Annotated in this window: 18 protein-coding genes and 1 pseudogene; 11 read left to right on the top strand and 8 right to left on the bottom strand. The window is 66.6% G+C overall.

Features of this window, described 5'->3' with window-relative positions; genetic code table 11:
* Nucleotides 1–2 precede the first annotated feature (2 nt).
* Nucleotides 3–896, bottom strand: coding sequence for a helix-turn-helix transcriptional regulator (locus ACZY08_RS03810; RefSeq protein WP_463743254.1), 894 nt, complete (start codon nt 894–896; stop codon nt 3–5).
* A gap of 100 nt (nt 897–996) precedes the next feature.
* Between ACZY08_RS03810 and ACZY08_RS03805 the strand changes: the two genes are divergently transcribed.
* From ACZY08_RS03805 to ACZY08_RS03780, 6 genes are read left to right on the top strand one after another with little or no spacing between them, the layout of a single operon-like run.
* Nucleotides 997–2,049, top strand: coding sequence for an alcohol dehydrogenase catalytic domain-containing protein (locus ACZY08_RS03805; RefSeq protein WP_463743253.1), 1,053 nt, complete (start codon nt 997–999; stop codon nt 2,047–2,049).
* 25 nt (nt 2,050–2,074) lie between these two features.
* A complete protein-coding gene (locus tag ACZY08_RS03800) occupies nt 2,075–2,959 on the top strand; it encodes an aldo/keto reductase (RefSeq protein ID WP_463743252.1) in 885 nt (294 codons plus the stop codon).
* Between the two features lie 9 nt (nt 2,960–2,968).
* The gene (locus tag ACZY08_RS03795) at nt 2,969–3,958 is read left to right on the top strand and encodes an aldo/keto reductase (RefSeq protein ID WP_463743251.1); all 990 of its coding nucleotides are present in this window, start codon (nt 2,969–2,971) and stop codon (nt 3,956–3,958) included.
* Nucleotides 3,955–4,329: a DUF2255 family protein gene (locus tag ACZY08_RS03790; RefSeq protein WP_463743250.1), complete on the top strand. Its 375-nt coding sequence runs from the start codon at nt 3,955–3,957 to the stop codon at nt 4,327–4,329. Before ACZY08_RS03795 ends, ACZY08_RS03790 begins: the two co-directional genes overlap by 4 nt.
* Before the next feature lie 16 nt (nt 4,330–4,345).
* On the top strand, nt 4,346–4,741 hold the full coding sequence (locus ACZY08_RS03785; RefSeq protein ID WP_463743249.1) for a (R)-mandelonitrile lyase: 396 nt from the start codon (nt 4,346–4,348) through the stop codon (nt 4,739–4,741).
* Between the two features lie 15 nt (nt 4,742–4,756).
* Complete coding sequence (locus ACZY08_RS03780; RefSeq protein WP_463743248.1) at nt 4,757–5,515, top strand: carboxymuconolactone decarboxylase family protein; 759 nt, start codon at nt 4,757–4,759, stop codon at nt 5,513–5,515.
* On the opposite strand, the gene ACZY08_RS03775 is transcribed toward ACZY08_RS03780, so the two are convergent.
* Together ACZY08_RS03775 and ilvD are read right to left on the bottom strand one after the other, a co-directional pair.
* Entirely contained in the window at nt 5,499–6,689 is a 1,191-nt protein-coding gene (locus ACZY08_RS03775) for an ankyrin repeat domain-containing protein (protein ID WP_463743247.1), read from the bottom strand. The two genes, ACZY08_RS03780 and ACZY08_RS03775, sit on opposite strands and share 17 nt — an antisense overlap.
* 214 nt (nt 6,690–6,903) lie before the next feature.
* Entirely contained in the window at nt 6,904–8,604 is a 1,701-nt protein-coding gene (ilvD, locus tag ACZY08_RS03770; protein WP_463743246.1) for a dihydroxy-acid dehydratase, read from the bottom strand.
* A gap of 132 nt (nt 8,605–8,736) precedes the next feature.
* Here ilvD and ricR point away from each other — a divergent pair, with 132 nt between their 5' ends.
* The gene (gene ricR, locus ACZY08_RS03765; RefSeq protein ID WP_463743245.1) at nt 8,737–9,042 is read left to right on the top strand and encodes a copper-sensing transcriptional repressor RicR; all 306 of its coding nucleotides are present in this window, start codon (nt 8,737–8,739) and stop codon (nt 9,040–9,042) included.
* 106 nt (nt 9,043–9,148) lie between these two features.
* Here the strand turns inward: ricR and ACZY08_RS03760 are convergent, their stop codons facing one another.
* Nucleotides 9,149–9,448 carry a thiamine-binding protein gene (locus ACZY08_RS03760; RefSeq protein WP_463743244.1) on the bottom strand — a complete coding sequence of 100 codons (300 nt, stop codon included), beginning with the start codon at nt 9,446–9,448 and terminating at the stop codon, nt 9,149–9,151.
* Between the two features lie 85 nt (nt 9,449–9,533).
* Between ACZY08_RS03760 and ACZY08_RS03755 the strand changes: the two genes are divergently transcribed.
* Both ACZY08_RS03755 and ACZY08_RS03750 read left to right on the top strand, forming a co-directional pair.
* On the top strand, nt 9,534–10,781 hold the full coding sequence (locus ACZY08_RS03755; RefSeq protein ID WP_463743243.1) for an MFS transporter: 1,248 nt from the start codon (nt 9,534–9,536) through the stop codon (nt 10,779–10,781).
* Between the two features lie 142 nt (nt 10,782–10,923).
* Nucleotides 10,924–11,937, top strand: coding sequence for a L,D-transpeptidase (locus tag ACZY08_RS03750; RefSeq protein ID WP_463743242.1), 1,014 nt, complete (start codon nt 10,924–10,926; stop codon nt 11,935–11,937).
* Between the two features lie 56 nt (nt 11,938–11,993).
* On the opposite strand, the gene ACZY08_RS03745 is transcribed toward ACZY08_RS03750, so the two are convergent.
* Together ACZY08_RS03745 and ACZY08_RS03740 are read right to left on the bottom strand one after the other, a co-directional pair.
* Nucleotides 11,994–12,386 (bottom strand): DUF4240 domain-containing protein, encoded by a 393-nt coding sequence (locus ACZY08_RS03745; protein ID WP_463743241.1) that lies wholly within the window; start codon nt 12,384–12,386, stop codon nt 11,994–11,996.
* Between the two features lie 39 nt (nt 12,387–12,425).
* Nucleotides 12,426–14,438: a M13 family metallopeptidase gene (locus ACZY08_RS03740; protein ID WP_463743240.1), complete on the bottom strand. Its 2,013-nt coding sequence runs from the start codon at nt 14,436–14,438 to the stop codon at nt 12,426–12,428.
* Nucleotides 14,439–14,503: 65 nt separating this feature from the next.
* On the opposite strand from ACZY08_RS03740, the gene ACZY08_RS03735 reads away from it, so the two are divergent.
* On the top strand, nt 14,504–15,115 hold the full coding sequence (locus ACZY08_RS03735) for a hypothetical protein (protein WP_463743239.1): 612 nt from the start codon (nt 14,504–14,506) through the stop codon (nt 15,113–15,115).
* Nucleotides 15,112–15,801: a hypothetical protein gene (locus tag ACZY08_RS03730; protein WP_463743238.1), complete on the top strand. Its 690-nt coding sequence runs from the start codon at nt 15,112–15,114 to the stop codon at nt 15,799–15,801. Before ACZY08_RS03735 ends, ACZY08_RS03730 begins: the two co-directional genes overlap by 4 nt.
* 22 nt (nt 15,802–15,823) lie before the next feature.
* Here the strand turns inward: ACZY08_RS03730 and ACZY08_RS03725 are convergent.
* A pseudogene (locus tag ACZY08_RS03725) lies at nt 15,824–16,270 on the bottom strand (hypothetical protein); the annotation flags it as partial.
* 461 nt (nt 16,271–16,731) lie between these two features.
* Entirely contained in the window at nt 16,732–19,599 is a 2,868-nt protein-coding gene (locus ACZY08_RS03720) for an MMPL family transporter (RefSeq protein WP_463743237.1), read from the bottom strand.
* Nucleotides 19,600–19,703 lie beyond the last annotated feature (104 nt).

Here is a 19,703-nt window from a genome sequence, read left to right as displayed (position 1 = left end):
CCTCAGATTCTCGCCTGAACGCCTTCGGTGGCCAGGTTCGCCTGGCTCGCTGCCCAAGAGGCGAGCAGCTTGAGACCGTCGGCGGCCGGGGTGCCTGCGGCTGCGGTGTAGATGTTGAGGGCCAGGCCCGGCTCCGACGGAAGCTCCATCGCCTCGAAGTCGAGGTCGAGCTGACCGACGACGGGATGACGGAGCCGTTTGCGGCCAGAGCGGTGGAACCGCACATCCTGAGATGCCCAACGCTGGCGGAACAACTCGCTGCGGGTGGACAATTCGCCGATCAGCGCGACCAGGTCCTCGTCATGTGGGTTGCGTCCCGCCTCCAGGCGCAGCATCGCAGCGGCATCGCGGGAGACCTTGTCGTAGTCGACGAAAAACTGTTCGGCGGCTTCGGGATTGAGATAGACGAACCGGGTGGTGTTGGCCGGCCGGCGGTGGTCGGCGAGGACGGGGGAGTAGAGCGCGCGGGCGAGTTGGTTCATCGCCAGAATGTCGTGACGGCCGTTGCGGATCCAGGCGGGCGCATCGGTGATGGCGTCGAGGACCTGCTGGAGTACCGGGCGCACGGTCGCGGTCGTCTTGCGCCGCCGACGGGTGCCGTGGGACCCGGATTCGCGGGCCAGCGCGAACAGGTGGTCGCGTTCGGCTTCGTCCAGCTGCAGCGCCGAGGCCAGCGCGTCGAGCACGCCTTCGGAGGCTCCGGCCAGGCTGCCGCGTTCCATGCGCACGTAGTAGTCCACAGAGACCCCGGCCAGCAGTGCCACTTCCTCACGGCGCAGGCCCTTGACGCGGCGGTTTCCACCATAGGCGGGCAGTCCGGCCTGTTCAGGGTTGATCCGGGCCCGTCGTGAGCTCAGGAACTCGCGGATCTCGTTGCGCAAGTCCATCGTGCCCATGCCTCTACGGTAGGGCCGTCCCGGGCGCCGAAACAGGTAATGCCAATACCCCGCTCAAGCGTCACTCCCTCAGCGCCGAGCAGAGGCGTTCACTAGAAGCATGCGAGCCACGTATATCTACGGACCGGGTGACGTCCGCGTGATCGACGCGCCCGAGCCCACGATTCAGAAACCGAGCGACGCGTTGGTCCGGGTGGTGCGGGCCTGCGTGTGCGGCAGCGACCTGCATCCGTATCACTCGATGGCGCCGTCGGCAGGGGGCGTTTCGATCGGACACGAGTTCATCGGGGTGGTCGAGGAGACCGGATCTGAGGTCTCCACGCTGAGCACCGGCGATTTCGTCATCGCCCCGTTCGCGGTGTCCTGCGGCACCTGCGAATTCTGCCGGGCCGGCCTGCAGACCTCCTGCGTCAACGGTGGCTTCTGGAACGACGCCGGGCTCGGGACGGCCGGTGGGCAGGCCGAGGCGGTCCGGGTGCCATTGGCCGACGGAACCTTGGTCAAGGTCCCCGGGGTCACCGAATCCACGGACGACACACTGCTGGCGTCGCTGCTGACCTTGTCCGATGTGTACGGCACCGGTTGGCACGCCGCGGTCAAGGGCGGCGTGACCGACGGCAGCACCGTCACCGTGATCGGAGACGGTGCGGTCGGCCTCCTGGCCGTGCTGTCGGCCCAGCAGTTGGGGGCGGAGCGGATCGTCCTGATGGGCCGCCATGAGGCACGGACCGATCTCGGCCGCGAGTTCGGCGCGACCGACGTCGTTGCCGAGCGCGCTGACGAGGGCATTGCCAAGGTGCGTGACCTCACCGACGGCGGCAGCCACATCGTGTTGGAGGCAGTCGGCCACATGCCGGCCTATGAGCAGGCGATCGGCATCGTCCGCGCCGGCGGCGTCATCAGCCGGGTCGGGGTGCCGCAGTATGAGGAGGCGCCGGTCGGCTTCGGGTCGCTGTTCGGCCCCAACATCACCCTCACCGGTGGTCCGGCGCCCGCCCGCGCCTACATCGAGCCGCTCCTGCCCGCGGTGCTCGACGGCAGCGTCCAGCCGGGCAAGGTGTTCGATCGCACCGTTGCTCTGGATGAAACCCCGGAGGCGTATTCCGCCATGGATTCGCGAGAAGCACTGAAAGTGATGGTCAAACCCCGATGAGCGCTTGCGCGAAGAGGAGACAGTCATGAGCGTTCCCAGCTTCACACTCAACAACGGCGTGACGATGCCTGCCCTGGGCTTCGGCGTCTACCAGACTCCGCCGGACGAGACGACCGAGGCCGTCCGGGTTTCCTTGGAGACCGGCTACCGCCACATCGACACCGCCGCGGCCTACGGCAACGAGCGGGGCGTAGGCGAGGCGATCCGCCGCTCCGGCCTGGACCGCGATGACGTCTTCATCGAAACAAAGGTGTGGATAACCGATTACGGCTTTGACTCCACCCTGCATGCGTTCGACAAGGCGGCCGGCAAGCTCGGAGTCGACACGATCGATCTGCTGATCCTGCACCAGGCGCTGCCGGGCGAGTTCGAGCGGACCGTCGACGCGTACAAGGCACTGGTGAAGCTCTACGACGACGGCAAAGTGCGCGCGATCGGCGTCTCCAACTTCATGCCGGCCCACCTTGACCGCTTACTGGCCGAGACGGAGGTGGTGCCCGCAGTCAACCAGATCGAGGTACACCCCTACTTCCGGCAGTCCGACTTGCTCGAGATCGACGATCAGCTCGGCATTCTCAATCAAGCCTGGTCCCCGATCGGCGGTATCACGTTCTACCGCGACGGCTCCCACGGGTCCACGTTGGAGGATCAGGTGATCGTGGAGATCGCCGGGGCGCATGGCAAGTCGCCCGCACAGGTGATGCTGCGCTGGCACCTGCAGCAGGGACGCCAGGCGATCCCGAAATCGGTGACGCCGTCACGGATTGCGGAGAACTTCGACGTCTTCGACTTCGAACTCACCGCCGACCAACTCGCCGCCATCGACGCGCTCGACACCGGTGTGCGCGGCGGCCCGGAACCCGAAGACATCACCCGAGAAAAGTTCGGGATCGAAATTCCCGAAGCCTGAGGAGGATTAATGCACACACGCACGCTCGGCCAGGGCCTGCAAGTTTCGGCAATCGGTCTCGGCGCCATGGGGATGTCGCAGGGCTACGGCCCCAATCCCGGCGGCCGCGACGACATGATCGGGGTGCTCCGGTATGCCGTCGAGCAGGCCGGAGTGACGTTCATCGACACCGCCGAGGTCTACGGGCCCTACGTCAACGAGGAACTCGTCGGCGAGGCGCTGGCACCGGTGCGCGACCAGGTCGTCATCGCCACCAAGTTCGGCTGGAACATCGTCGACGGCAAGATGTCGGGCACCGACTCGCGACCGGAGCAGATCAAGCGGGTCGCCGACGCGTCGCTGCAACGGTTGCAGACTGACGTCATCGACCTCTTCTACCAGCATCGCGTCGATCCCGACGTGCCGATCGAAGATGTCGCAGGCACCGTCGGGGAGCTCGTTCAGGCCGGCAAGGTGCGCCATTTCGGATTGTCGGAAGCCGGCGCTGCGACGATCCGACGCGCGCACGCCGTCCACCCCGTGACCGCGGTGCAGAGCGAGTACTCGTTGTGGACCCGCGACCCTGAGCCGGAGGTGCTCCCGACCTGCGCTGAACTCGGTATCGGCTTCGTGCCGTTCAGCCCGCTCGGCAAGGGTTTCCTCACCGGCACCGTCGCGGCGTCGACCGAGTTCGCCGCTGGCGACATCCGGGGCACCATTCCGCGGTTCAACGCCGAGAACATCACAGCCAACGAGGCTTTGGTGGGTCACGTCCGCGGCCTGGCTGAGGCCAAAGGTGCCACACCCGGTCAGATCGCACTCGCCTGGTTGCTTGCCCAGCACCCGTGGATCGTGCCGATCCCCGGTACCCGCCGCCGCAACCGCATCGACGAGAACTCCGGCTCGACGCAGGTCGCGCTCTCGGCCGACGAGGTCGCCGATCTCGATGCACTCGCCGCACGGGTCGGCGTGCAGGGCAACCGCTACAACGACGCCGGCATGGCCATGGTGGGCCTGTGAGCGGGTGGACCGAGGATGAACTGCGCGGCATCGGTGACGCGTATGAGCTCCACATTGCGACATACCGTCCGGACGGCACGGCCCGGCAACCGATTCCGATCTGGCAGGTCCGCGTCGGCGATGCGATCTTTGTGCGCTCTGCGCATGGACCGGAGAACGGCTGGTTCCGCCGCGCCCAGAGTGCCGGCGCTCGCATCGAATCCGGTGGTGTGGAACGGGATGTGGCGTTCGAACCGGCGCCGGCCGCCCTGGCCGACGAGATCACCGCGACGTATCACGCGAAGTACGACCGGTACGGCCCGGGACCCGTCGGCGCCGTCACTGGCGATGACGTGCTGGAGACGACGCTGAGGGTGACGCCCCGCGACTGACCGAGAGGAAACGGACATGCAGGTTGACGCCCGCAACCCGACCATCAAGAACCCGCCCGAGCAGTTCACCGGCGACGTCTGGCTGGATCCGATCGCATACCCGCGCGAAGCGGGGCAACGGATGACGGTCGCCAAGGTGCGGTTCGCGCCGGGCGCCCGCACGGCCTGGCATTCACACGCGCTGGGCCAGACGCTTCACGTCACCCAGGGAGTGGCATGGGTGCAGTCGCGAGGCGCGGAGAAGGTCGAGGCCCACCCCGGGCAGACCATCTACTGCCCGCCGGGCGAGGAGCACTGGCACGGCGCCAGCCCCGACTCGTTCATGGAACACCTCGCCATGCTCGACAACGCCGACGACCCCACCACCACGACGTGGCTTGAGCACGTCACCGACGAGGAATATCTCGGCTGACCATAAGGAGTGACCATGGCGATCAGTGAAACCGCCAAACGCAACCACGATGAGCTCTTTCCCGATCACGTTTCAGACCTGGCGGTCACCGACCCCGAGTTGATCGAAGTCTTCGACAATTTCGCTTTCGATGAGGTACTGGGCGACGCCAACTTGGACGTGCGCACCCGGCTGATGGTTCAGTTGGCCTCGATCATCGCCTCTCAAGCGGTCAGTGAGTACCGGGCCATGCTGGGGGCCGCACTGACGGCCGGGGTGACACCGGTGGAGGTCAAGGAGATCGTCTATCAGGCTGTGCCGTATGTCGGTCTGGCCAAGGTATTCGATTTCTTGCACGCCACCAACGACGTGCTGACCGAGCGCGGTGTGCAGTTGCCGCTGCCCGGCCAGTCCACCACGGCACCGGAAACCCGGGCAGACAAGGGCATGGCGGTGCAGAAGCGCATCGTTGGGGATGAGCGCGTCGACGACATGTATGCGGCCGCCGCCGATGACGAGAGCCACTTCCAGCGTTACCTGTCAGCGAACTGCTTCGGCGACTACCTCACCCGCTCCGGGATAGACGTGAAAATGCGTGAGTTGCTGACTTTTTCGATGCTCGTCGCACTCGGCGGAGCCGACGCGCAGGTAATGGGTCACGTAGCAGCCAATCTCAACGTCGGCAATGACCGGTCCACCCTGCTGTCCGTGCTGACCGTGGTGCTTCCGTTCATCGGCTATCCGCGCACCCTCAACGGTCTCAACGCCGTCAACGACGTCACAAAGGCCCGTTGACCGACGACGAAGAATCACGATGACGCACATGAGGGGGAGTTATCGGCCGCAGCAGATCGGCCGCCTCGGACTGGTAGGCATGCTCGGCCCAATCCAGAGGAGTGGAGCCGAACCTCCGGTCGACGATGGTCGTGTCGGCGCCGGCGTCGAGGAGCCGCCGAATCAGCTCGAGGTCGCCGGACCACGCGGCCTGGTGCAGCGGGGTCGCACCCTCGTCGTCAAAGGCGTTGGGATCGTCGGGGAACACCGGCGTCACCGCCTCCACTCCGGATATGTCGATTCCGTGCCGGGCCAACAGGTCGAGCCGCGCGGTGAACCCGTGCTCGGCAGCCCAGCTGATCTGGCGCTGCCACAGCTGTTCTCGAGTTTCCATTGCCTCGCCGAGACGCAGTTCCCACGGGCTCGGACCGGCATCGGCCAGGCCGTGGGCGAACAACAGTTCCAGGTGGGAATCGTCGGCCCGAAACATCCGGTTGTACAGCGTCTGCTGATCGACCGGATGTGCGCCGCGCTGCAGCAGCAGAGTGGCGAGTTCGGTCGCGAAGGGGTGGGGCGGTTGTCGCCGCGGGCCCTGTTCACCGTCGCCGAACACCCCGGTCAGTGCGGTGAACGGCGTCGACAAGCCGCACCATAGGTAGCCCGCGTTCGGGTCGGCGCCCGTATCGAGCAGTAGAGTCGCGGCCGTGAGTACGTCGTCAGCGTTGCGGCCCAAGGGAACCCGACTGTAGCTCAGGTATAGCAACGGCACCCAGCCGAACGGGCCGCCCCCGGTCGACGCCAGAACTGGCTCGGCGAGGTGCCGGGCCAGCGCGGCGGGATCGGCCGCTGAAGCGGCGGCCCAAATGTGCCGGTCGACCAGATCCGGTGTGGCGGCGAGCAGTTCAGCGGCGGCCTGCCAACGTGGGGGAGCGTCAGTCTCGTTGTAACGCAACGATGCCCACGCGCAGAACCGCTCGGCCGGCTCGAGGTTGTCCTCGTCGAACGCACCGGGGTCGATGCTGAGCTTGGCGGCGTCGCGCAGATAATGCACGAGCCTGGGCCAACTGCTGAAGCCGTAGTCGCGGGCGACGGCGAATTGGGCTTCGTGCAGCGGGGTGCGATCCGCGCGCTGCAGCTTGCGGGCTTCAGCGCGCAGATGGTCGATCGAGGGATTGCTCGGCAGACGGCTGGCCATGACGGCCTCCTCTCAAGGGCCCGTGTCCGCGAATCGGGCTGAGAAGAGGTCAGTCACAAGGCAACTCAGTATGCAGGGAGGCTTGGCCTCTTCGAGCGGACGTCGGGCGATCCTGCACGCCCGACCGCCACTCTACCGCCCGCGAGCGTGCGAGAAATGCCGACGTTTTGCGGCGTGTCGGACAGCAGGCACGCACGCTCGCGGTGCAGGGGAGTTAGTTGCAGACAGCGCCGACGGCGGCGGACTGCACCAGCTTGGTGTATTTGGCCAGGACGCCGGTGGTGTAGGTCGGGGGAAGCGGCTGCCAGCCATCCTTGCGCCCGGCGACTTCGGCCTCGTCGACCAGGAGGTCCAGCGTTCCGTTCGCCACGTCGAGGCGGATCCGGTCACCGTCTTTGACGAAGGCGATCGGCCCGCCGTCGACGGCTTCGGGAGCGATGTGGCCCACGCACAGGCCCGTCGTCCCGCCGGAGAACCGGCCATCGGTCATCAGCAGCACGTCCTTGCCCAGCCCGGCACCCTTGATGGCGCCGGTGATGGCCAGCATCTCGCGCATACCCGGGCCACCCTTGGGGCCCTCGTAGCGGATCACCACGACGTCGCCGTGCGTGATCGTGCCGTCTTCCAGCGCGTCCAGGGCCGCCCGCTCGCGCTCGAAAACTCGTGCGGTGCCCTCGAACACGTCGGAGTCGAACCCTGCGGACTTCACCACGGCACCCTCGGGCGCCAGTGACCCGTGCAGGATCGTGATGCCGCCGGTGGGGTGGATCGGGTTGTTCATCGCACGCAGCACCTTGCCGTCGGGGTCCGGCGGCGCGATGTGGGCGAGGTTCTCGGCCATGGTCTTACCGGTCACGGTCAGGCAATCACCATGCAGCAGACCGGCATCCAGCAGCGCGCGCATGACCACCGGGACGCCGCCGATCTCGTCGACATCCTTCATCACGTGGCGGCCAAACGGTTTCACGTCGGCCAGGTGCGGCACCTTGTTGCCGACCCGGGTGAAATCGGCCAGCGTCAGCTCGACCCCGGCCTCGCGGGCGATCGCCAGCAGGTGCAGCACGGCATTGGTGGACCCGCCGAACGCCATCACCACCGCGATCGCGTTCTCGAAGGCTTCCTTGGTCAGGATGTCGCGCGAGGTGATGCCGCGGCGCAGCATCTCGACGACGGCCTCGCCGGACTGGCGGGCATACACTTCGCGCCGCTTGTCGACGGCCACGGGCGACGCGCTGCCGGGCAGCGACATGCCGAGTGCCTCGGCCGCCGACGCCATGGTGTTGGCGGTGTACATGCCGCCGCACGCACCCTCACCCGGACAGATTGCCCGTTCGATGATGTCGACGTCCTCCCGCGACATCAACCCGCGCACGCACGCCCCGACCGCTTCGAAGGCGTCGATGATCGTGACTTCCTTCTCGGTGCCGTCGGTGAGCTTGGCGACCCCCGGCATGATCGAGCCGTTGTAGAGGAAGACGCTGGCCAGGTTCAAGCGTGCCGCCGCCATCAGCATGCCGGGGATCGACTTGTCGCAGCCGGCCAGCAGTACCGATCCGTCGAGGCGCTCGGCCTGCATCACGGTCTCGACGCTGTCGGCGATCACCTCGCGGGAGACCAGCGAGAAGTGCATACCCTCGTGGCCCATGGAGATGCCGTCGGACACCGAGATGGTGCCGAACTCCAGCGGGAACCCGCCGGCCTCGTGCACGCCGGCCTTGACCGACTGCGCGAGGCGCTGCAGCGACATGTTGCACGGGGTGATCTCATTCCACGACGACCCGACACCGATCTGTGGCTTGACCCAGTCGTCGTCCCCCATCCCTACCGCGCGGAGCATTCCGCGGGCTGCGGTCTTCTCCAGGCCGTCGGTAACGTCGCGGCTGCGGGGCTTGATATCGGGGTGGTCGGAAGACATGAAGGCAAGTATGCCCCTCGGCTAGTTAGCCGCCCAAATTCTTTGTGATGCCCAAGCGGTGCAGGTCAGCCTGTCGTTTCTCCCGGACAAATGGATATGCATACCCCAGTGGGGTACCGGTATGATGAGGTCATGGACGCGGCAGACAACTCGGGTGCACATGGCTACTCGGCGCAGAAGGAGAACTACGCCAAACGGCTGCGCCGGATCGAAGGTCAGGTCCGGGGTATCGCCAAGATGATCGACGAGGACAAGTACTGCATCGACGTGCTCACCCAGATCAGCGCCGTCAACAGTGCGCTGCAGTCCGTGGCGCTCGGTCTGCTCGACGAACACCTCGGACATTGTGTGACGCAGGCGGTCTCAGAAGGCGGTGACGAGGCGGAGGCCAAGCTGGCCGAGGCATCGGCGGCCATCGCCCGCCTGGTCCGCTCCTGAGCTTGCCTAACCAGTGAGCGTCGCCGAGATCTACGTCAGGGTTGTTCCGCCGCGTTCGTGACGACCATGGTGTCGATTTCGGCGAGGCGACGCCTGACCAGTCGCGTTAGTCACCCAGCGCCTGCTCGATCCGCTCGACCTTCGCGGTGAGCTGCCCGGTGTAGCCGGGCCGGATGTCGGCCTTCAACACCAGGCTGGTGCGAGACGACACCGCAGCCACAACATCTACTGCCTGTTTCACCACGGCCATCACCTCGTCCCATTCACCTTCGATGTTGGTGAACATGGCGTTGGTCTCGTTGGGCAGGCCCGAGGCCCGCACCACCCGGACGGCCTCGGCCACCGCAGCGCTGACACTGCCGGACTCGTCCCCACCGTTCGGGCTGATGCTGAAGGCGACAATCACACAATCGATTGTGCCCGCCACTGCGCGTTCTCTCGGGTCGGCAACCACGCACAGCAGCGTTATGGCACTACCGTGGCATTCCAGCATGACCTTCAGCGTCACCGGCGAATCGCTTTCCGCCCCCACCAGCCCGTGGACTCCGCGCGTTGCCACGCAACTCGCCATCCTCGCGGGGGCGGCGTTCATCTACGTCACCGCCGAGATGCTCCCGGTCGGCGCGCTGCCGGCGATCGCCACCGATCTTCAGGTCAGTGAGGGACTGGTCGCCACGCTGATGGCCAGCTACGCGCTGGTCGCCGCGCTGACCACGGTCGCACTGGTGCGCCTGACGGCCCGCTGGCCGCGACGCCGAACCTTGGTCGCGACCCTGGTCTGCCTGACGGTGTCCCAGGTGATCTCGGCGCTCGCCCCCAACTTCGCGGTGCTGGCCGGCGGCCGGGTGCTGTGCGCGCTGGCCCACGGGTTGATGTGGTCGGTGATCGCACCGATCGGTGCGCGATTGGTCCCGGCCAGTCACGCCGGTAGGGCCACCGCCGCGGTCTACGTGGGCACGGGCCTGGCCCTGGTCGTGGGCAATCCGCTCTCGGCGGCGCTCAGCGAGGTGTGGGGCTGGCGGCCCGCGGTGGCGGTGATCGCCGTGACCGCGGCTGCGGTGGCCGTGGCCGCGTGGACGATGCTTCCCTCGCTCGCCCCGGCGTCCGCCGCCGCATCGGCACCCGGGGCCCCGCGCAACCGCCGGCGCAACCGTCGTCTGCTCACGCTGTCGATGCTCACGCTGATAGGTGTCACCGGGCATTTCATCGCCTTCACCTTCATCGTGGTGATCATCCGGGACGTCGTCGGGATACACGGCCCGCACCTGGCCTGGCTGCTGGCCGGATTCGGCATCGCCGGGCTGGCTGGGATGGCGGCCATGGCCAGACCCCTCGACCTGTGGCCCAAGGCCTCGGTGGTGTGCTGTCTGGCCGCACTGGCCGCTGCGCTGCTGTCCTTGTCGGTCCTGGCGCTTGAAGCGTGGTCCGGGCCGGCTGTGGTGGCGCTCGGTGCGGGGTCGGTGGTGGTCTGGGGCGCGGCGTCCACGGCGTTGCCACCGATGCTTCAGGCCTCGGCAATGCGCACCTCCCCGGACGACCCCGACGGCGCCTCCGGCCGGTACGTCGCGGCCTTCCAGGTCGGCATCATGGGCGGCGCGCTGATCGGTGGCGGCCTCTACGACCACGGCGGCGCGGCCCCGACCGTTGGCGCCGCCGCTGCCCTGATCATCGTCGCGATGGTTGGCGTCGCGTTGTCTCGCGGCGTATTCACAGTTTCCTACGCAGCCTGCGAGAAGTAACGCAACGAGAGTCACAGTCGATAAACACCGCAGTTCAGCGCCGTGGGACCGGTCGCTGCCGGGGAATAACGGCTTCTCGCGGCAGTAGCTGGTTGCCGCGCTGTGAGACACTGGAGCAAGTTGTGCTGTCTGGAGGTTACTCATGCCGAAATCGGCAAAACGTCGACTGATCACTGCTTTCATGGCTGCGGGGCTCGCCGGTGGACTGGTGCTCAGCCCATCCGCCTATGCAGACCCCGAGGTGCCGCCGGCACCCGTCGACCCTGCTGTTCCGGCCCCGGCGCCGGATCCGTTCGCTCCGCCCGTCGACGCGGCGGCGCCGGCCGCCACCGTTCCGGGTGCTCCTACGACGCCCGCGCCGATCATCAACTACGGCTCCCCGACCGTCCCGTTCACAGAGGGCAACGCCCCCGGGCAGAGCTCCACGCCGTTCACCGGTGAAGCGCCGTTCCTGCCGCCGTCGTTCAACCCGGTCAATGGATCGATGGTGGGTGTCGCCAAGCCCATCTACATCAACTTCCAGCGGCCGATCGCCAACCGGCAGTTGGCTCAGGACGCCATCCGGATCACGTCGAACCCGCCCGTGGCGGGCCGGTTCTACTGGGTCACCGACACGCAGCTGCGTTGGCGCCCGCAGGACTTCTGGCCGTCCAACACGGTGGTGAACATCGACGCGGCGGGCACCAAGTCGAGCTTCCGGGTGGGCGACTACCTGGTGGCCACGGTGGACGACAAGGCCCACCAGATGGAGATCTTGCGCAACGGGAAGCTGGAGAAGACCTTCCCGGTGTCGATGGGCAAGCCCGACGGCAAGCATGAGACCAAGAACGGCACCTATTACGTGCTGGAGAAGTTCCCCGACATCGTGATGGATTCATCCACCTACGGGGTGCCGGTGGACTCCAAAGAGGGCTACAAGCTCAAGGTCAAGGATGCCGTTCGCATCGACAACAGCGGCGTCTTCGTGCACAGCGCGCCGTGGTCGGTCGCCCAGCAGGGCAGGAGCAACAGCAGTCACGGCTGCATCAACCTCAGCCCGGAAAACGCCAAGTGGTTCTACGACAACTTCGGCAGCGGCGACCCGGTGGTGATCAAGAACACCGGTGGCGGTTGGTACAACACGCCTGACGGTGCATCCGACTGGCAGATGTTCTAGCAGAACGCAGATACCAAAAACCCCGCAGCCTCGCTGCGGGGTTTTTGGTATCGGGGCTAGATCAAGTCCAGCGGCTCACCGAACCGGTGAAAGTAGACCTCGTAAGCCAGCCCACCAAGGTTGGCTGGATCACCGACGTCGACGTGCGACGGCATCCGGCTCGGCTCTGCGAGGACCGCTTCATATCTCACCCGCCCTTGGCTGACTACCCAGTGTGCTGCGTCTTCCAGGCCATCCTCAGACTCGTCGGGCCCGAGATTACACCGATAGGGCTCGTCTTGGAGCTCGGCGGCGAAGTCCAAGAACAGATCTTGGAACTTGTAGACGGAGCGCTTCGGTAGTCGTCCGAGAATTTCACGAAGATGATCGCGGCTCCGCGAGGCCTCGGCTATGACGCCCCAGAACCAGTCGACGTCCGCGTCCTCGTCGTGACGAACATCGTCAACCAAAGTCGCTCCCAACGTTTCAGACGAACAGGTCTACCGGCCTCAATTCCAGATGCGCACGCGCTGAGCCGGTTCCAGGTAGAGCTCGTCGGAATCGGCCACCTCGAACTCCTCGTAGAACGAGTCGATATTGCGGATGACGCCGTTGCAGCGGAACTCCGGCGGTGAGTGGGGATCCACCGCCAATCGTCGGATCGCCTCGGCGTCACGAGATTTGGTCCGCCACACCTGGGCCCAGCCGAAGTAGACGCGCTGTACGCCGGTGAGCCCGTCGATCACCGGGGCCTCCTTGCCCTTGAGCGACAGCTGATAGGCCAGCAGCGCGATGGACAGCCCGCCGAGGTCGCCGATGTTCTCCCCGACCGTGAACGCGCCGTTCACGTGGTGCGAGCCGTCCAGCCCACGCGGGGTGAACTGTTCGTACTGATCGATCAAAGCCTTTGTGCGAGCGCCGAATTCGGCGCGGTCGGCATCGGTCCACCAGTCCACCAGGTTGCCGTCACCGTCGTACTTTGCGCCCTGGTCGTCGAAACCATGACCGATCTCGTGACCGATCACCGCCCCGATACCGCCGTAGTTGGCGGCGTCGTCGGCCTCGGCATCGAAGAACGGCGGCTGCAGAATCGCTGCGGGAAAGACGATTTCGTTCATCCCCGGGTTGTAGTAGGCGTTGACCGTCTGCGGTGTCATGAACCATTCGTCGCGGTCCACCGGGCTGCCCAGCTTGGCCAGCTCGCGGTCGGAGTTCACCACGTGGCCACGCCGGTAATTGCCGTAGAGGTCATCGCGCTCGACCACCAGGGCCGAGTAGTCACGCCAGCGCGCCGGATATCCGATCTTGGGGGTGAACTTGTCCAGCTTCACGAGCGCCTTGGCGCGGGTCTCCGGCGTCATCCAGTCCAGGTCGTTGATGCTGACCCGGTACGCCTCGCGCAGGTTGGCCACCAACTCGTCCATCCGGGCCTTGGCCTCGGGCGGAAAGTACAGCTCAACGTAGAGCTTGCCCAGGGCATCGCCCATCAGGCCCTCCACCAGCGAGACACCGCGCTTCCAGCGATCGCGGTTCTGCTCGGTGCCGCTCAGGGTGCGTCCGTAGAAGTCGAAGTTCTCGGCCACCAGCTCGTCGGTCAACAGCCCGGCGCGCGAGTGGATGACGCGCCAGCGCGTCCAGGCCTTCCAGTCCTCCAGGTCCTCGCTCGCCCACAGCGCGGCGAAGGCCGTCACATAATCGGGCTGACGCAGGACCAGCTCGGAGGCGTTCTCAGGGGTGGTGCCGAGCGCGCCCAACCAGGCGGTCCAGTCGAATCCGGGGGCATCGGCGGACAGGTCGGTGAACTTGCGCAGGTTGTAGGTCAGGTCCGCGTCGCGGCGCTTGACCACGTCCCAGTGAGCGGCGGCCAGTTTGGATTCCAGCGCGACGATCCGGGCCGCGGTGTCGGTCTGAGTGGCCGCCGTGTCCGCCCCGTACACCAGGGTGAACATTCGGGCGATGTGGCCCGGGTAGGCCGCCAGGATCTCGGCGTGCTGCTCGTCGCGGTAATACGACTCGTCGGGCAGCCCGAGGCCGGACTGGCTCATGTGCAGCAGATACCGCGTCGAATCCTTGGAATCGGTGTCCACGTACACGCCGGCGCCGCCGGACACCCCGGTGCGTTCCAGCCCGCCCAGGACGGCGGCCAGCGCGTCGCTGTCCGCAGCGCCGTCGATCATGGCGAGCTCTGCCAGCAGCGGCGCCAGGCCGCGCGTGGCGATGGCCTGCTCGTCCATGAAGCTGGCGTACAGATCACCGATGCGCTGCTCGTCGGTGCCCGAACTGGAGGAAGTGGTCCCTCCGTCCGATGTCGCCGCAGCAGCGGCGGTGGTGATGAGATCGCGGATCTGTTCCTCGGCGCGGTCGTGCAGCAGCCGGAAGGCGCCGTCGGTGGCGCGGTCGGCGGGAATCTCGTAGTCGGTCAACCAACGGCCGTTGACGTGGCCGAAAAGGTCGTCTTGGGGGCGGGCCTGCGGGTCGACATGGCTCAGGTCGATACCTGACTTGATCGCTTCTACCGTCACCCCGACATTCTTCCAGAAGGCTGCGGGTGCGCTGGGGCAGTTCGGCTGCCGGTACCCTCACGGCCATGCCCGAGGCGCCCTCCAGCAAGGACAGCAAGGAAAGCGCAGCCGATCACTCCGGCGGTGCGATCACCGGCTTCGGCTTCGCATCGGCGGTGGCGGGACTGATCGCGGTCGCCGCGGTGGTCCTGGCCGTGATGGTGTGGTCCGGCCACCGCAGCGAGTCCGATGAGCGCGCGTACCAGACCCGGGTTCTGCGGACTGCAGCCGACTGGACCAGTGTCCTGGTCAACATCAACAAGGACTCTGTCGAGGCCGGTATGCAGAAGCTGCGCGAGGGCACCGTCGGTCAGCTCAATGCCGACTTCGACGCGGCCGTGCAGCCCTACCGCGATCTGGTGCAGCGGCTGCAGGCCCGCACCACCGGCCAGATCGACTCGGTGGCCATTGAATCGCTGTACCACGCGCCGCCAGGCCCTGATGGTCGCCCGGCGCCTGCGCGCAAGGCGGAACTGACCGGGATGGTGTCGCGAACCGACACCGTGCTCGTGGTGGCCACCTCGGTCAGCGAGAACGCCGGCACCGACAAACCTCAGACGGTGCGCTGGAACCTGCGGCTGGACGTCTCTGACGTCGACGGCTCTCTGATGGTCTCGCGGTTGGAGCCGATCCGATGAGGAACCGGTTGCGCGTCCTGGCGTTCGACATCGGCGCTCCGCTGGCTGCGATCGCGGCGCTGATGTACATCGGCCTCGCGCTGGCCTGGCCGCTGTGGTGGGTCTCGCTGTGTTCGGTGCTCTGCCTGCTGATCGTGCAGGGCATCGTCGTCAACATCGTCCTGGCCCGTCGCGACGGCGTGACATTGGGCACCGACGACGACGCCCCCGGACTGCGGCTGGCGGTCGCGGGCGTGGCCGCCGCGGCGGTGGTGGCCGCGGTGACGGTGGGTTACCTGCGCTGGACGGTGCCCGACCGCACTTTCAACAACGACCGCGACGAGGTGGTCCGCATCGCCAGCAGCGTCTCCGAGGCCACTGCCACGTTCAGTCCCCAGAGCCCGACCTCCTCCATCGACCGCGCGACGGGGATGATGTCGCCGGATCAGGCCGGGCAGTTCAAGAACGAATTCGCCAATGTGGCAAAGGAATTGACCAAAAAGAACGTGTCGGCGACCGCTTCCACGATCTCGGCGGGGGTGGAGGCGTTGGGTCCACAGGTGGCCAGTGTGGCGGTGGTCATGCGCGGAACGCAGAGTGCGCCGGGCAAACCCACCGACAATGCGGTGCTGGCGCTGCGGGTCGCCTTGAGCAAGACGGACGGGCGTTGGCTCGTCGACAATGTGACCCCGTTGCACTCCCGCTGACGCGGCGCCTGACCGAGGCGGACTATTTGGCCGAACGCTGTGAGGAGAGCTTGGCGAACCGGTCCGAGAGCCGTTGCATGCGCAGGAGCAGCGAGGCCGGTGGACTGACGGTGCCTTCCAGGTAATCCGCGAAGGACTCGTTGGACACTCCGATTCGCGAGGCGAACTCGGGCGCCTGCAGTTCGGAGCGACGCAGCATGGCCTGGATCTGCTGGGCCACCTCGGTGCGCTCGGTGGCTTCCAGGTGCTCACGGGTGCGCACCAGGACCTCCGACAGCGCTTTGGACACTCCGTACGGCCGGGCGGTCTGCAGTACTTCTTCGACCTGTCGGGCGGTCCGGCCGTAGGGGTCACGCTTGATGGCGGCGACGATGCGCTGCCATACCGCCATGTCGTCGGTCTCCAGGGCCGAACGGATCGCCGCGGTCGGCCAGTACTCGACCGGCCGATCGTCGAAGGCGGGTTGACGCTGCGGCGGCGCGGCCTGGCCCTGACGTGGTTGTCGTGGCTGTGCCGGCTGCTGCGAGCGCTGTACCGGTGTGCGTGGTGTCTGCGTGCCTTGCCCCTGTGTGCGCTGTGCCTTGGTGTCCTGCCCAGGAGTGCGTTGCTCCTGTGTCCGTTGTACCTGTGCGGGCGCGTTCTGGGAGCGTTGTGCCGAACTGCGTTGCCCGGAAGTGCGTGACGCCGTGTCGCGCGGTGTCGCCGTGCGCGGAGCCGATGCGGTGCGCTGAGCCGACGCAGGACGTTGAGTCGACGCCGGCCGCTGAACGTTGGTCCGTTGGGTGGTAGTGCGCTGGGCCGACGAGCGCTGCCCGGCGGTGCGTTGGGCAGCAGGTGCCTGGGGACGTCGAGGAGACGTTTGGGCCGGCTGAATTTCGTCGCGACGCGCAGTCCGCGCATCCCTCGGTTCCCGGACGTCGGGGGCCAACGTCACTTCGCCTCCTCCAGCATCGCTACCGCAACTGACAGGCAGCGCTGCCTGACCTTCTCCCATTCGGCAGCCGCATCCGGGTCCGACATCGCGAACTCGTGTTCATCGGATGGTTGCGGGTCGGCCAGCCGCCGCACCAGCTGCGTGGCCACCCATCTGCTCTTCGGGTTCTGCCCACAGTAATACCGGTCCATGCCCGACAACACCAGCGCTGCAGTCTCGGTTTCCATCGACTCGGCAAGATCAGCAAACTCTTCAAAGTCTTTGGTGCTGTTGCGGCACATGACCAGATAACTTTTGAGCCGCAGGGTTTCGGCGCCTGTCGGGATCTGCAGCCGATCACCGGTCGGCAGTTGCACGTTGGTGGTCTCGACCGGGCCGAGGCGTTCCATCGGAGCGCGCTGAGCCTCGGCCTCGGCCTCCAGCGCGTCCACGGCTACCGAAAGCCTGCCTCGCCACATCGTCACCGGGTGCACCCCGGGGCAGCGTTTCGGGCCGCCCGGCCGCCGCGCCGCGAGCCGCGCCGATGATTTGCTGCAGCCGCTGAACGCCAGTGGATCGGTGACGATGATCGTCTGTGGGGCAAGATGTTTCATCCGGGCGGCGGTACGGACCATCATGCGCAGGTCCGACCCGCTCGGACCGAGCGCGGAGATGTCGTCGGGGATGATCACGAGATCGGTGACCTCGACCTTCGGCAACGGCTTCTCGAAGTCCACCTCCGGCAGCAGCCGGTCCAGCCAGTGCGGCAGCCACCAGTTCCATTCGTCGAACATGGCCATCAGTGCGGGCACGAGGATCAGCCGGACCACGGTCGCGTCGACGGCGATGGCCACCGCACAGGCCACCCCGAGCTGGGCCACCAGCGGCATGCCGGCAAAAGCGAACCCGATGAAGACCGCGATCATGATCAACGCAGCGCTGGTGATGGTGCGCGCGCTGGTGCTGACTCCGTAGGCAACCGCGTCACGGGTGTTGTTGGTCTGCAGGAACCGCTCCCGAATCCGGGTGAGCAGAAAGATCTCGTAGTCCATCGACAGACCGAAGGTCATTGCCAGGACCAACGGCGGAACCGTGCTGTCGAGCGAGCTGATCTTCTCGAAGCCCAACTCCTCGAACCAGCCCCACTGGAAGACGACCACCAGGCTGCCGTAGGCCGCGGCCACCGACAGCACGGTCATCAGCACACCCTTGAGCGCCAGGAATACCGACCGGATCGACACCAGCAGCATCACGAAGGCGATCAGCGCGACGAACAGGAACACCAGTGGCTGGGTGCTGGACACCCGGTCGTCGAAGTCCTTGATCAGGGCGGTCGGGCCGCCGACGTCGACTCGTGCGTTCGACCCGGCCGCTGCGGGCAGGTTGTCGCGCATCCAGTCGACGGCCTCGCGGGCGGCCAGGTCTTCCGGGTCGACCGACAGCACGGCGGACAGCAGCGCGCTGGTGTTGTTGTCGGCGAACACGGGCGGCTGCACGTTCACCACGTGCGGTGTCCTGGTCATCTCCTGGCGGACCGCGTCGATCGTGGCGGTGCCCCTAGGACCTGAAGCACCGGCGCCGTCTCCCCCCGGAAAGGTCACCAGCACCCGAACCGGGCCCAGCGCGCCGGGACCCAACGCATCGGCGGCGGCGTTGACCCCGCCGCGGATCTCGTGAGTGGGCTCGAACTGGCGCTGCATGCTGTTGCCCAGCACCATGCCGAACGCCGGTGCCGCCAGGATGAGCAACAGGATCGTCGCTCCGACGGCCGAAGCCCACGGACGACGCATGACCGCGCCGGTCCATCGGGTCCAGAAACGCGACTGGGTGGCCTCGGCGCGCCGCGACCAGTGCAGGTAGGAGGACCGCTTGGCGGCGGCATTGCCGAAGGTCGCCAGCACCGCCGGGGTCAGCGTGGTGGAGGTCAGCACCGCGACCGCCACGGCCAGGATGGCGCCGGTGGCCATCGATACCAGGACGGGGGTGTTGATGATGTAGATGCCGGTGACCGAGGCGATCACCGTGAGTCCCGAAAGTGTCACCGCCAGACCGGAGGTGGCCATCGCGGCGTCGACCGCATCGGCCGGATCACGCCCGGCGCGTAGCTCTTCGCGGTACCGCATCAGGATGAACAAGGAGTAGTCGATGGCCAAGGCGATGCCGAACATCGACACCGTCGACGTGACGAACACGCTCATCTGCGTGTACATCGACAGCAGATAGACCAGGCCCATGGTCACCACGACCGTGCAGATGCCGAGCACCAGCGGCAACGCCGCGGCGGCCAGTGAGCCGAACACCGCCAGCAGCACGATCAACACGATCGGCAGGTTCCACTTCTCGGCCGCGGCGATGTCGTGCTTGGTGGCCTGGGTGGCGGCGGCACCGAGGGCGCCCTGCCCGATGACGTAGAACTTGACCTTGCCGTTCTCGCTCTCACCCGGATCTTCGCCGTGCACCCCGACCTTCTGGCGGAGCTGCTTGGCCACGTCTACCGCGCCGGTGTTGTTGAAGTCCAGCTGCAACGTGAGGACGTACGGCCGGTCGGGCTGCGGGGCCGGCTGTTGCGGATTCGGCACGATCTTGACGCTGGGCACCTGGCCGGCGATCTTCTCCAGCGTGGCCACCGCGGCGTTCATGTCCTCGAACGAGGCATCCGCGCGCGGAGAGGCGATCAGGGCAAGCGGGGACGCGCCCTGATCCGGGAAATGTTCCTCGAGCTGCCGCTGGACGTGGAGCGACTGTGAACCTTCGACGTCGAAACCGCCGCCGGTCAGATTGGACGACTGGTTGATCGCGAGGTAGATCGAGGGCACCAGAAGCAGTAACCATGTCGCGAAAACCGCCCAGCGGAATCTGCGCAGATAGCTGCTCAAGCGCATCATGAACTGCTGGATGCGAGGTCCCCGCTTTCTCCCCCAACATGGCTGGGCGTGTCCTGGCTTGTGTCAGCGAGAGCGTACCTCTACCGGTGTAGGGTGACCCGCTC

It is taken from the genome of Mycobacterium sp. IDUB_9, assembly GCF_055419505.1.
The sequence above is the reverse complement of the archived record's forward strand: the minus strand, read 5'-3'. Positions and strand labels throughout refer to the sequence as shown.